Source organism: Streptomyces sp. MBT65, from assembly GCF_016612545.1.
In the GTDB taxonomy this organism is placed as follows: Bacteria; Actinomycetota; Actinomycetes; order Streptomycetales; family Streptomycetaceae; genus Streptomyces.
On the sequence record NZ_JAENRY010000107.1, the window covers coordinates 1 to 14,070 of the forward strand.

Below are 14,070 nucleotides of genomic sequence, written 5' to 3' on the forward strand. Positions count from 1 at the left end.
GCGGTGGTGCTGGTTCGGGCGGGCGCGGGGATGGGGAAGACCTCCCTGGTGAACGCCTGGGCTGAGGCCCAGCAGCCGCGGGGGATCAAGGTGGTGCGGGGCAGCGGGGGAGAGCTGGAGCAGGACTTCGCCTTCGCGGTACTACGGCAGTTGGCCGAGCCGTTGCTGACTCAAGCAGGTCGGGCCGGGCGGGAACGGCTGCTCTCGGGTCCGGCGGAGTCGGCGTCGCACGCCCTTCGTGTGGCTGGACTCGGTGAGGCCGGAGGCCTGTCGTCGGAAGCGTCTCAGGGCCTGCTGCACAGCCTGTACTGGCTGATGGTGCATGTCACGGACCGCACTGCGTGCGGGTCGGGTTGCTGGCGCTGGGCGTCGACAGCGTGGCATGGCTGGTGCGGGCGAGTCTGGGCCAGGACGCCGAACCTCGGTTCATCGCCGCCTGCGCCGAGACGACCCAGGGCAACCCCCTGCTGCTGCGCGAGTTGCTCCGCGCCCTTGCCGACAAGGGTGTCAGGCCTGTCGATGACCGAGCACGGCTGGTCGAGGAGTTCCGCGGCCGGATCCTGGCGGACACCGTGGTCAAGCGGCTGACCGGCCAGCCGGAGCCGACCCGGCGTCTGGCGGAGGCCCTGGTGGTGCTGGGGGACGGAACTGACTGGCATCTGGCGGCCGAACTGTCGGGGTTGGGCGAGGCGCAGGCCCGTGAGCACGGGCGCCGGTTGCGGCGGATCGGTGTACTGGCACCGGGTGAGCCGGTTCGGTTCGATCATCCCCTGGTCCGTGCTGCGATCGCCGAGACCGTTGGACCGGTGGAACTGGCCACCGGACACGCGCGGGCGGCCGAACTGCTGCGGCGCGAGGGGGCAGCCGGTGATCTGGTGGCCGCCCACCTGTTGCTGGCCGAACCGAGCGGTGAGCCCTGGCGGGTCGACGTCCTGCGGCAGGCGGCGCGGGCCACGCGTGGCCGAGGCGCCCCTGAGGTCACCGCGGCCTATCTGCGCCGTGCCCTGCGGGAGCCGATGTCCGGCAAAGAACGCGGTCCGCTGCTGCTGGAGTTGGGCGGCGACGAGTTGCAGCTCGATGTCGGTGCCGCTCGGCACCATCTGACGCAGGCATCCGCGGTGTTGACGGACCCGTACTCTCGCGCTCAGGCGGCCTATCTGCTCGCCAACGCGCTGTTCCTCGGGCATGAGCACGCGGATGCCATCGAGGGGCTCGCCCGCGCGGTGGAGGACCTGCGGCAAGCCGACGACGGCACCGGGGCGGCCCGTGAGGTGTCATGGTTTCTGCAGGCCCAGATGCTCCTGATCGGCTATGACCAGCTGTCCACTGTCCCCGCGGCCCGGCAACTCGCAAACCGGCTGTGGGATCACAAGCTGGCCGGTGACACCCCGGGTGAGTGCGCGGTCCTGGCCGCGTTGGCCGCCTCGGCCGTCGCCGGGGACGCCAGCGCCGAGGTCGCCAACAGCCTTCTGGACCGGGCTCTGCGCGGCGGGTTGGCGGCCATGGACCAGTCTCAGATGCTGGTGAGTCTGGCCGGGACGGTCTTCCTGACCACGGACCGTCTCGACGACGCGGCCGCCCGGTTCGAGCAGATCGCCGACATCGGTGCGCGGTGGGGCGTGTTCCTCATGGTGTCGACGGCGATGATATGGCAGCTCAGGGTCTGTGCGCGCCGGGGCCAACACCTGGCGCTCACGGCGGACTTCGGACATCCCGCCGTCACGTACGACGAGGGGCTGGAGCCGCGGGCACGGCTGGCGCTGATGGCCCAGGTGGGCGAATCGCTGATCGAGCGGGGCGACCTGGCCTCGGCCGCACGGCTGCTGGTGCCGGACGCCGGCACCGACCGGGGTGGCTGGGTGTGGCAGGGACCGATGCTCCTCGCACGCAGCCGCGTGTACGCCGCGCGGGGCAATCGGGCCGCCGCCCTCACGGTCTTGCTGGAGTACGGTGCGCAGGAGAAGCGGACGCGGGTCACGAACCTGACCGGGGCGCCGTGGCGGTCGCGGGCGGCGCTGCTGCACCTGGCGCTCGGACAGCGGACCGACGCGCTTCAACTGGCCACCGAGGAACTGGAGTTGGCTCACCACTGGGGCACCAAGCGGGTGATCGGCCTTGCGTCGCGCTGTCTGGGAGTCGTCATGGGCGGCCCCGAAGGGGAGGCCCTCTTGCGCGAGGCCGTCGCCATACTGGAGCGTTCTCCGGCCCGCCTGGAACTGGCCCGGACCCGGTACGAGCTGGGCGTCGCGCTGTCGCGGAGAGGAGAGACCCACCAGAGCGGCCAGGTTCTCACCGAGGCGCTGGACCTCGCGGATGCCTGCGGCAGTCTCCTCCTGTCCGGCCGGGTACGCCGGGCGCTGACCGAACTGGGGGTGCGCCCGAGAGCCGCGCCGACAGTCGCCCCGAGTCTGTCGCTGACCGAGCACCGGGTTCTGGAGCTGGTAGGCGCCGACTACAGCGACCGTCAGGTCGCCCAGGCCCTGCTGCTGACTCCGCAGGACGTGACCGGCCTGGTCGAGCGAGTGGGCCGCAAGCTGGGGGTGACCAACCGGTCGGAACTGGTACGCCTGGCGGGAGCCGGCCACGCCCGGTAGGTACAGCGGGGCTCGACAGCGGGCTTCCCGCCACACCCCAGTCGGCTTGCCCAGGACCTGGATGTCACGGTCGCCGGGGAACAAGGAACCGGACGTCGCTGGAGGTGTGCGCTTCTGGCTCACGCTCCCGTTTCGCTCCGGTGGATCTTCCGGTAGGCCGCCCCCTGCTTCTTCCCGGTACTCGTGTCCGTGTCGATGCTCTGCTTGTGAGGTGTCGAGCAGCCCCCTCCTCGTGGAGAACCCGAAGAGTGCCACTGGTGAAAGAACCCGGCTCCCAAGTCCCACAGGATGCCTTCCACGACCGTCATCACTCCGGACGGTGTCGGGCAGGGCCGGGACAGCGTCCGTGTGGGCTCCGCCAGCCGTTCTCAGAACTCCCCCACAAGGCCCCCGAGACTCGACCAGTCCGTCCCCACCTGCACGAACATCGCCTGACCCGATCAGCACGCCGCTGGCCTCCAGCACCGTGCCACCGCACTCGATCAGCGGGCAGCCCACGTCCCTGGCCCGCTCTGCGAGCGGCTACACGACAACGCCGAACGCCTGCACGACCTCGCCGACGCCCACCACCGCACCCGCATCAACCTCCAAGAACCGCATGAGCCCCGCACCCGACGAACGCGAGCGCATCCGCCCGGCCATGGACCCCATCCTGCAAGGGACGCCGCCACCAGTTGACCGTGGAGAACCGGCAACCGCGTGAAGCGCTGTCCCAACCCGGAGTCGCTGTAAGGGCATTGCCGTCCCGGCCTCGCCCCGACCGGAGCCCGTCACTACCTCAAGGGACCTCTGAGCGATCGTGGTAGGCCCCAAAAGCCGCTTGTTGTTGATCTTGTGGTTCGGTCTGACGGTGTCCGTCGCCCATTCGGCCGAAGGCCCTTGGTGGTGATGCCGACTGTCATGTGGCCCTGGGGTAGGACTGTGACCCGCGCCTGTCAGCTGCGAGACGACGTGGTCGCTCGTGTACCGAGTGACCGACGCGAGTGAACGGGACCAGATCAACCGTGATGACGTCGACATCCACACCCGGGACCAGAACAGGTGAGATCGTCGGTGCCCAGACCGGCTGCGTCGAGCTGGCATCCGGTGCACCAGACCTCCTTTCTCGCCCGGTGCCTCGGACTACTGGACGTACGTTCAATCTGAGTGATGTGGCAGCGGGACTCCCGTGACGGTGATCGAGCCGTTCAGTGCCAGATCTTGGGAGAAGACATGGGCCCACGCGACCTTCAGGCTCCGCGCCGATGTCGGGACGGTCTGATCCAGCGTCAGCGTGTCGGAGACGGTGTCGCCGGCCGGCACGCTGATCGGTGCGAGCGGTTGTGCCGTGTAGGAGTTGCCTTGACCATCGGTCGCGGTGAAGTTGGAAAAGATCGGCAGGGTCACCGATGCGGCGGCGCCGTCGTGCACGCTGAACGTCAGGCTGACGTTCCCGCCGGCGTTGACGACCTTGACGACGGTCACGGTCAGGGCGCCGGCGGCGGACCACGCGCCGGTGGCCGTCGCGGCGGGGAGCGGTGTGGGGGACGTCATCCGGCTTCCGGTCCCGGAACCGGCCGGCTGGCCGAGCCCCCGGGCGATGGGCGGTGGAGTAGGCGGCTGGTCATCGCTCTGCAACTCCCCGGCGATGCGCCCGCCTATGGAGGCGAAGCCGATCAGGGAGATGTTCAAGAAGACCAGGCCCGCCAGCATGGGCACGGTGCCCTGCTTGGCGCCGCGTTGGTCCACCACGCAGCGCATCGGGTTCCCCGCGCTGTAGCGGATCCTGACCGGATCGCCGGGGACCAGGAGTTTGTCGACCGCGCTGCGCATCGGTGAGGCGGTGATCAGCTCACCGGTCTGCGTGGTGAAGCGCACCACCGGGCGAATCGTGGTGGAGGAGGAGCTCAACCGCGTGGCCGTGTCGACGTGATGGGTCACCGTGATGTTGATCCGCACGACCTCGCCGGTCGTGGGCACGCCGCTGTTCAGCAGCTGACTCCTGCGTGCCCACCACAAGAAGGCGCCGATATCGACGGCCAGCAAGCCGGCTAGCGGCAATAGCACGAATATCAACCACATAACTGCCCCTCAACGTCAATCCCTCGAATCGTCAGGAGTCTTACCCTGTGCCGAATCCTGGCGTCAAATTCGGTTCTTCAGCCGTGGTCACCCATTGATTTACGCGTTCCGACCGAAATATGCACAGGGATCCCGCAGTCTGATCGCGGCCGGTGGCGCGTGACCAGGAGCATGGGGTCCGCGCTCTTGGTTTGTTCCGGTAAAATTTCCGGTATTCCGTCCGGTTCTTCTTCCTGTGTCCCTGTCAGCATCGATTTTTTGCTGTACGCGGTGACTCTGCTGCACGGCCGAATTGAGTAGCAGAGTCGACGCTGGAGCCAAAACTCCCATGCACCCCCTGCCGTCAACACCGGTGGCCGCGGCCCGGATTGCCAAGTGGGGCACGAACCGCCGCCAAAGCCATGGGCCGGCTGCGCAGTCCAACAGCACCTCAACACGCAGAACTTGACAGGGAACGGACCCACGCGATCCACAAGTCGCGGAACCTGTGCATCGAACGCGTCCACGAAACCCCCGCCCGCGAGACCGCCTGGACCGTAGCCGTCTACTGCTCACCCACCTCGCCGACGGCCACGGCTGGGACACCGACATCGGCGCCCCGGTTGAAGAGAAGAAGGTCACCACAGCCACCCAGCCGCTCTCCGACGCCGGATGGAAGCACACCGTGGACGGGCGACGGCTCCGCCGGACGTCCCCCGACGAGGACGCCTGCGTCCCGGTGGGGCGATCCGAGTCGGAACCTCGATGTCCAGGCACCACATCGGTCGGTGGGCGGGCCGTCACCGGGTGCTCCGACTTCGTTCAGTAGAGGGATTTGGGCAAGTCGGCCAGGCGCCGTGCCCAGAAGGTGCGGTGGATCCAGCGGGCTTCCTGGGCGTGGACGAGACGGTGGCCCCGCAGATACGCAGTCCGCGCGGCCTCGACCTTGTGCGCATAGGCGGCGAGGCCGGAGTCCGCGCCGCGGTGCACACGACTCAGGTGGGCGTCGACGGCCAGGCCCGCGCTCATCCCGGTGTAGAGGGCGGTGAGGACGCCCTGGGAGGAGAGCGGGTCGAAGGCGATCGCCGCGTCCCCGGCGGCGGTCCAGCCGTCCCCGTACACCCGGTCCAGGTGCGCTGTGTGCGCGGCGGCCCGGCGTGGCGCGGCTGGTGGCGCCGGCGGGGGCCCGTGCCTGTGGGTCCACCGGGACACGTGCCTGGTGGCCGACAACCGTCGGTGAAAGTGGCGCGCGGTGTACGGGGCGCCAGACAGGTCGGTGTCGGTGAAGTAGGCGACGAGGCGCCCACCGGAGGGCTGTGGGGCGGTGTACCACCAGCCGTCCTCGTCTGATTCGACGAGGGAGCGGCGGTCGGTGTCCAGCGCGTCCGTCTCCAGGTGGGCGTAAAGGGCTGCGAGCCGGTCCCGGACCCACCGCCGGGCCCCACACCGGACGGCGATCGCGGCGGCGCGGCCGGTGGCGTCGATCACCCAGCGGCAGCACACCGTGCGCTCCCCATCCGCCCCAGGAGCATCGGCAGGGCCCGTCCCGCCGCGCAGAGCCAGAGTCCAACCGCCGTCCGGCCTCCGGGCCGTGCCGCGTACGGCCGTGCCCTCGGCGACCTCGGCTCCCGCTGCGCGGGAGGCGTCGCGCAGTCGCCGGTCGAAGAGCCGCCGGTCGAGATGCCAGCCGTGGCCATGCGGATCGTTGATGAAGTCCACGGCGTGCAAGTCAGCCGAACCCCACGCCGAAAGACTGCCGTAGCAGGGCAGGTGCCCGGACCCGAGAACACGGTCGGCGACACCGAGGTCACCGAGCAGGACCCGCCCGGCGGGCACGAGTGTCTCGCCGACCTTCGGCGGCCCGGTGCCGGCGTCCGCCAGCAGAACCGTACGCCCGGCCCCGGCGAGTGCGATCGCGGCGGCGCAGCCGGCCGGGCCGCCGCCCGCCACCACCACGTCGTAGGTTTCCGCGCCCGGAGCCAGTGCGGGGCTCACCGCTCCTCGTGGAACGGGTCGAGTCTTTCGAGGTATCCGGCGGCGATCTCCTCCTCGAGGTAGCCGGTCGCCTCCGCTGCCTCGCTGACCGCCTGTGCCACATGGTCGGCCTCGACGGTTTCGGGCGCGAGCCTGTTCGCTGGCCAGATTCCGCCTGCGGCGGCCAGCACGGACGGACCTGCCTCGGGCACCTGTAGGTTGACCAGGTTCGCCGTGTCCGGTGCCCGGTCGAGCGGTGTTCCCGGGCGCGACTCCACGTGGATCCGTTCGGGGAACTTGCCGTCGCCCACGGTGTAGTCGCGTACCTCTATGACGCCGAGTTTCGACCAGTCCTTGATCATCTGTGCGCGCTGCTCGTTCATGGTGCCCGTGAGGCCGCGCAGCCAGGTCGCCCGCCGCTCGAACGCCTCCTCGCGGGCACTGTCGTCGCCGCCGGCCGACGGCGTGTTGACCTTCTCGAAGTCCTCAAGCTTCAGCACATGGTTCGGCACCTGGGCAGGCCAGAAGGTCGGCAGGTACGGGCTGTAGCGGGGCCCGAGATTGGCCAGCACCTCGTAGCCAGAGCGGCAGCTCGCGGTGTCCGCCTGCCATGGGGCGGCCATCCAGCGGGTGAGGTCGCCGGGCCCTTGCGCGAACAGCGGGCCGTTCGCAGCCGTCGCTTCCTGCGGGGTGAGGGTGGGCCCGTAGTCGGGTTCTGCGGTGTTCGGGGCTCGGTGCTTGATGCGGAAGGGCGCGCTGAACATGCTCGGGGTCCTGATGGGCCAGGTGACTTCACACCCGGGGTGGAACGCGTCGGCCGCACAGCTCTCCAGGGCGGCCCGGTCCAGCAGCCCCGGCTGCTCGGCGACCGGGGCACTGTCCACGTTCGGTCGGGGCTGCCGCAGCGGTCCGGCCTGGAAGGCGCCGTCGGCCCAACGACTCAGCATCCAGTCCTGGGTCGGGGACAGTTTGCTGTGCTGACGCACGGACTTGGGCTTGCTGGCCATCGCGTCGCCGTAGAGCCACGGCCACGGTACCGGGGACGTTCCGTCGCGGTCGTAGTCACGCAAGGCGACGTACGTCTGGCGGCGCAGTTCCCGGTTCCGCTGGGAAGGATCGGCCAGCCGCTTCCGCATCGCCGGGGAGACGAAGAAGTTGGGACCGTTCCAGCCGAACTGCGTGGCGAAACCATGGTTCACCCACTGCAGATCGCACAATCGGCGCAGTATCGGTTCAATATGGTCGGCAAACGAAATCTGCGGCGGCCGAGTGAGTGAACCGGCCGTGACGAAGACATTAAAAAGCAGGTCGTAGAGAGTACGGACGGATTGCACACCTGGGGCGTAGTGGGGAGGTCCCACCACGACCCAGGCGGGGGTGGCGGTCAGCTCTGTGCCGTCGATACGGACCTTCGCCGTCACCGGGCCGTCGGACACGTCGTCGTACCAGGTGTCGTTGTTCGTGACTCCGGTGATCGGGCTGTTCTTGTAGGAGGCGGAGTTTCCCCTTCCGCCGAGCACCAGCAGGCGGCCGTCCGAATGGGTGGAAATCTCCCCGAGGTACACCGCCTTGTCCATGATCTTGCCGGAATCGAATTTCTGCGTTTCGGTCATCGAGCCGCGAACGGTGCGGCTTCCGGGGTCGATGACCAGCTTCTTCCGGTCGGCGCCCACTACGTCGGCGTTTCGTCGGCCGTATTGCTCCGGCGCGAGTGCCTTGCCCTCGGGGATGTCGAGCGGCACATGGAACTGGTACCAGGCGGCCTTCTTGTTGGCCAGGTGCACTGTCCACTGAATCTCGGAAACACCCGCGTCGCCCGGCTTCAGCTCCCGCACGACCTCCCCTGCGGCGTTGTAGCCGTACACCCGGAAACGTGCGGCCTGCCTTCGGATCGCCCCGGATCCATCCTTGTACGAGCCGAGGTCCTCCGGTTTCTGGTCCGGTGATTCCGGGCCGATGAAGGGTGTTTCCTTGCTGTTGCCGACCCGGCCGACACCAATGGCAGGGTGAATTTTCACCTGCACGATTTTAACGTCCATCGAACAGCCTTCCGCTGCGGGACCGCCGGTTCGATCATAAACGTAATATCTTGCGATTTCGGCCGAACATCAAGATTGCCGAATGGCTGTGCGGATGCGTCCTGGGGCGCCAAGACGGCGCTCCCGGCGGGCGGCGCCGGGAGCGGAGGACCAGCAGTCGTCCCACCGTCGTTCGAGCCATTCGGGCACGACGTCGTCCCAGAAGTTGCCGCGGTAAGACACGTTCTGGACAGGGCGGTCACCCCATTCCTCGCTGCCAACCGCCGATGGAAGCGACGTAGTCGTAGACCGTGTTGGGTCTCAAGCCCGCCCGGGTCCGCGCGCCAGAATCCCCTGATCCGTTGGTGCGGCCGCCACTCGGAGATCTGATGGCCGCCGCAGATCGTCCCCCGCTCCTGTCGCGGTGTCCCGTAGCCGTACGCCTGGTAGATCAACCGGTGGCCGCCCCGGCCGGAGCCCCCCGCGGCCTCCGACAGGCGCAGCGGCGTCTTCAGGTAGTACATCCCGCCGCGCAGGTTCACCACCAGGTCCGACGCCATCCGCGGCGCCCAGGCGCGTACAGCCTGTTGCGCGCGTGCTGGTGTGGCAGCGGTCCGGCCGCCGACGGCAGCGGCACGTCGACAGTGGCGGTGTGCTGGCCCTCGCCCACTCCGAGAAGCAGGACGCCATCGCGGCCTGGAAGAAGACCGTCCGGCCGTCTCCCCGCGCCTCCCGGAAACACGTGAGACATGGAACGCATGGCGGTTACCGGCAGCGACGCCATTCCCAACGAGCGATGCCACTCGGGCGTCCTTCGTCGGCCCGGGGCCAGGGGCCGTTGCATGATGACGTTTCGTCCGGAGTGCCGTGCTGACCCGTCCTTGGAGCGGATACCCCGGTTCGGGCAGGGGGCGGACGCAGTGCAGGCACGGTCTCAGTGATCATGTGAGTGACGAAGTCGCCTTAAACGGACTGCGCGAAGCGCGGTCACGTAGGTATACATATGTTCCTGGTGATGTTGAAGATGCGGATCGATACGCATCTCATGCCTGGGAAGGGGCAGCAGCACATGTTGTCCACGCTGCAGAATCCTTCGCCCGGACCACAGCAGTGTGTGCCGTCCGGGCATGTTGTGCCGCCGCATCTGTCGCCGCAACAGATGCTGCCAGCTGGGCAACATCCGTTACCGCAGCATGTGCTGCCCGGTGCGCAACAGGTGCCATTGCAGCAGGCGCTGCCCGGTGGACAAGTGGTTCCGCAACCACCGCAGTGGTTTGGATCGCTGCTCGTGTCAACACATGTCGTGCCGCACAGCCGCTCGCCGGGTGCGCACGTGGGGTTGCAGCCAGGGCCTCGACACTGCATGTCATATTGATCGCAATCGCCTTCAGGCCCGCGTCGTGTCCAACAGGTTTTGGAACAGCCGGTCGGTGAGGTCTCGTCCGGCAGACATGGGCCACAGCTGCCGCAGGGATGCCCCGCGAGCGACGTGGTCTGAGCAGCCCGGCTGGCAGCGACGTTCGCTGCCGGCCATGGGCCGGTCGCCGCCGTCGGGTAAGAGAAGTGTGGCATTTGCGCGGCTGCGCCCGCTTGAGCCCAGCCGGGAAGCACGGTTAGCATTACCGCTCCACTTGTCAGTAAACGCGCTCGATTCCGGCGAGGAGAAAGGGAAACGAGGGCTCGGTGACGTCATCCAACACTTGCAGCCGCTCGGTGATGTGCGTATGTGGATCGCGGAAAGTAGCGCGTACCGCCACGACCATTCGATCGGTGGAATGGGTGTGGTGGGCGTCGATGGCCATCAGAAGCTTGCCGTCACGTCGCTGTTGCCACACCATGCGGTGAAATGCAGGATATTCAACCGCGATATGGTTGCAGGCGATGTCCTCGGGTGAAAGACCGCGGTTTCCCGCTCGGCGGGTCAGCCGCAAGAACACGTCACGAACCACCGATTCGAAACCGCCCCGATCGCCCCGGTCGTTTTCCGTGCCCGGTTGCTCATCAACGGACGGCTCGACTTCGGGCATGGCTGCGGCAAGCTCCGCGAGTGTAAACGCCAGTACCCGATCAGCCTGCACGACGGGCAACCCAGGAGTGACGTGCCGCCCGTCGCTGGGCAACGGGACCGTCTTACCCACGACGACATGCACCACATCACCGACCGCCGGCGGCAGCACCTCAGCCAGTCGCGCCACCTCGGCGTCGTTCTGCGGTATCACGGTGAAGGCTTCCAGCCCACCGGTGGAGAAGTTCCAGCACAGATGACGACCGAGATAGGCGGTGTCCGGGTTACGCAGAACGCTCTGCAGCAACTCGACATCAACTCGATCGTCATAGTGCGGTCGTCCCGTCAGTTGAGCGAACCCTGCAGCGACACCGATGGTGGGGATCTGCGGGCTTAGGACGCCTACCGCATACACGGCGCTACTCGGTGTGCTCGGCACCGGATTCGTCCCGCCGCAGGTCTGGCAGCCGACAGACCCGGACAGGTCCGCGGCGCTCCGGTCGACCACAGCGGTACCACTGCCCAGCGGATCGTTTTTATCGCCATTGCCATGAACTATTTCATCAACCACGCTTCCTCCTTTACGGACCAATCATCGGACCCTTCAGCGGCGCGGCTCGATCCGCATCCAGTGATCCAATCGGGCTGCACGTTGCTCGCATGCGGCACAGGGCTTCAGACCGATTGCTCGGGTCATGCGCTTTACCACCTGGCCCGCGCCTACCGGGGTGTGCACGATAAAGCGCGGAAGACTAAGGCGGTGCCGAGTGCCGAAATCTTCGCCACTTACCCCATTCGTGCCGTCGACCTCATTTTCGGTTCCTTCTCGCCACACCATGCGTTCCACTATGGGCGATGCCGCAGGCCTAGCGCCAGTAGGGGGGCCAAGCTTTCGAATTGATCATGCTATCCGGGCGCGAGGCGTTGGACGCGCGCTGATCTATACGGCGATCTTCACTCCGATTGTTATTGCTGTGCTACTCGTTCGTGCGATCATTAGGGCCGCGCGTTACGACGGACAGCCAAGCCCATCGCAGATTCGCTGACATCCTGATAGCCATCAATGCCGTTGGTCGCGGATATCGTCTTGGCGGGCGAGTCCTGCGGCGTAGCCGGGTCGGGTCTTGCCTGGGGTTCTGGGTCCAGCGTGCGGCCCGGTTCAGGCTGACCCCGTCCGTCGTTCCCGCGTCCATCATCGACCCGATCCGTGAGGAGTTCCTGAGGCTGGTCCCCAGGGTCCTTGAGAAGTCTTGAGGTGGGCGGTTCGCCTGCTGAACACTGGATGTGACGTCTTGTCAGCTTCTGTCGGCGGCGACCCTGGACGCAGAACAGGCATGGATGCTGGTGATCATGTGGGTGTCGAGTCCGTATGACCACCGAGCGAGTCCATGCCTGCGCACCCATCTTCCCGCATGCCGTCATGTCCCCAGCAACTGGGGGACGCCTCCGGGCCCGCCCCGCTGAGAACGGTCGCTGACCTGCGGAATTATCTAGCCACGGTGCCTGACCCACGGGCCCGTCGAGGTATCCGTCACCCATGGACGGCCCTGCTCACCGCTGCGGCCGCCGCCGTTCTGGCCGGCGCTGCCTCGATCACCGCGATCGGCGAGTGGGTCGCCGACGCCCCGCAGCGCGTCCTGGCCCTGCTCGGGTTCCGGCCCGATCCGCTGACCGGACTGATCCACCCGCCCCATGCCACGACCATCCGCCTCGTCCTGGCCGCCGCGGACGGTGACGCACTGGACCGCGCCATCGGACACTCCCTCCAGGAACGCAAGGCCCCAGCCTCGGGACGGAAGATCATCGCCGTCGACGGCAAGACTCTCCGCGGTTCCCGCACCGCGAAACAGCCGGCCGTCGCCCTGATCGCAGCGATGACGCACAGCGGCCAGGTCCTCGCCCAACGACAGATCGACGGGAAGAGCAACGAGATCCCGGCCTTCGCCCCGCTCCTGGACAGCATCGATCTGACCGGCGCCGTCATCACCGCAGACGCCCTGCACACCCAGCACGACCACGCCACCTACCTGCACAGACGCGGAGCCCACTACCTCGCCGTGGTGAAAAGGAACCACCCCGCTCTCCACGAGAGCGTCCGGCGCCTGCCCTGGCGCGACGTCCACCTGGACCACTACGAACGCGGACGGGCCCACCACCGCGACGAGATCCGCCGTCTGAAGACCGCAACGTTCGCGCACCTCGACTACCCCCACGCCCGCCAGGCCCTCCACGTCGTGCGCCGGAGACGCGATCTGGGCACGGGCAAGCTGACGATCGAACGGATCTACCTGGTCACGAGCCTGCCACCCGGCGCGGCCACGGGCAGCGAACTCGCCACCTGGATCCGTGGCCACTGGCGCATCGAGAACCAGCTCCACCACATCCGCGACCGCACCTTCCACGAGGACGCCTCCAAGACCCGCACCCGCAGCCTGCCCCGCGTCATGGCCGGCCTGCGCAACCTCGCCATCGGTATCCACCGCCAGGACGGCCACACCAACATCGCAGCCGCCCTCCGCCGCACCGCCCGTGACCACCCACGGCCCCTCACCGCCCTCGGACTGGCATGACGAACCCAGACACAAGATCACTTCTCAAAGACCCTGGGCTGGTCCCTGCCCAGGGCTTCGGCGTAGTCGTTGGGCGTCCGGTTCATGACGGTCCGTCAGGTTGGTCGGCCAGGGAGAGCGGAACAGGCACGGTCGCGGTTGTAACGCCGCAGCGCGGCAAACAGCTCGTTGAAGCAGTCGTCGGGCAGCCGCCGCGGTAGACGCTGAGGAAGCGACGGCCGGTACCTGCCTCCCGCCGAATGCAGGGACGCCCGGCCAGCTGCAAACAGGCAACCGCCGGCGTTCACGAGCCGAGGGAAACGGGTTGATGATCGGGCCGGTGCCCTCCTCCAGATGGAAGTCGTAGAACGACCTCAGCACAGTCTCGCAGTGCGCCCGCGTCGACGCCGAGTACAGCCGACCCGGCGCGGCCCGCCCTGTGACCGGGTTCGGCCTGCCGACCCGGCATCGACGGCGCCCACGAGGAGGGCGGGGTCGAGGGGCAGATCGGCTATTTCCGGCGCAACCACTACACCCCGGCCCAAGGTCGCGTCGTTGTCGGAGCTGAACGAACTGGTCGAGCAGTGGGACCAGCACGACGGCCGGCGCCGGATCGGGTCCCGGCCTCGAAGGAGTCCGCCTGCGGCGCCGGCGCCGCACCACCATCGCCGCCCCGGCCGCCGCGAAGGCCCCGGACCTGATCGGCCGCGACTTCACCGCCAAGGAGATCAACACCAAGTACGTCGGCGACATCACCTACTTGAGCGTCGGCGGCGGAAGTTTCTGCTTTCTCGCGACGGTGATCGATCTGTGCCCGCGCCGCGTGGTCGGCTGGGCGATCGCCGACCACATGCGCACCGAGCTCGTCGAGGGAAGCCTCCGTTCGCCTG

The 14,070-nt window shown here is 67.9% G+C and carries 6 protein-coding genes and 2 pseudogenes; 4 read left to right on the plus strand and 4 right to left on the minus strand.

Annotation, left to right across the window (positions count from 1 at the left end; translation table 11 throughout):
- Positions 1-341 precede the first annotated feature (341 nt).
- Positions 342-2,594, plus strand: coding sequence for a LuxR C-terminal-related transcriptional regulator (locus tag JHN63_RS54350; RefSeq protein WP_200684052.1), 2,253 nt, complete (start codon positions 342-344; stop codon positions 2,592-2,594).
- A gap of 1,137 nt (positions 2,595-3,731) precedes the next feature.
- Here the strand turns inward: JHN63_RS54350 and JHN63_RS24400 are convergent.
- Positions 3,732-4,655 carry a DUF3592 domain-containing protein gene (locus JHN63_RS24400; protein WP_267953801.1) on the minus strand — a complete coding sequence of 308 codons (924 nt, stop codon included), beginning with the start codon at positions 4,653-4,655 and terminating at the stop codon, positions 3,732-3,734.
- Between the two features lie 452 nt (positions 4,656-5,107).
- Here JHN63_RS24400 and JHN63_RS54760 point away from each other — a divergent pair.
- Positions 5,108-5,361: pseudogene (locus JHN63_RS54760) on the plus strand (hypothetical protein); the annotation flags it as partial.
- A gap of 95 nt (positions 5,362-5,456) precedes the next feature.
- Here the strand turns inward: JHN63_RS54760 and JHN63_RS24405 are convergent.
- From JHN63_RS24405 to JHN63_RS54355, 3 genes are all read right to left on the minus strand, one after another.
- The gene (locus JHN63_RS24405) at positions 5,457-6,629 is read right to left on the minus strand and encodes an NAD(P)/FAD-dependent oxidoreductase (protein WP_200684056.1); all 1,173 of its coding nucleotides are present in this window, start codon (positions 6,627-6,629) and stop codon (positions 5,457-5,459) included.
- Positions 6,626-8,647 carry a LodA/GoxA family CTQ-dependent oxidase gene (locus JHN63_RS24410; protein WP_200684064.1) on the minus strand — a complete coding sequence of 674 codons (2,022 nt, stop codon included), beginning with the start codon at positions 8,645-8,647 and terminating at the stop codon, positions 6,626-6,628. The genes JHN63_RS24405 and JHN63_RS24410 overlap by 4 nt, the downstream gene beginning before the upstream one ends.
- Positions 8,648-10,260: 1,613 nt before the next feature.
- Positions 10,261-11,202, minus strand: coding sequence for a hypothetical protein (locus tag JHN63_RS54355; protein WP_200684065.1), 942 nt, complete (start codon positions 11,200-11,202; stop codon positions 10,261-10,263).
- 928 nt (positions 11,203-12,130) lie between these two features.
- Here JHN63_RS54355 and JHN63_RS24420 point away from each other — a divergent pair.
- A complete protein-coding gene (locus JHN63_RS24420; RefSeq protein WP_200684067.1) occupies positions 12,131-13,201 on the plus strand; it encodes an ISAs1 family transposase in 1,071 nt (356 codons plus the stop codon).
- 706 nt (positions 13,202-13,907) lie between these two features.
- Positions 13,908-14,051, plus strand: a pseudogene (locus JHN63_RS54765) (DDE-type integrase/transposase/recombinase); the annotation flags it as partial.
- Positions 14,052-14,070 lie beyond the last annotated feature (19 nt).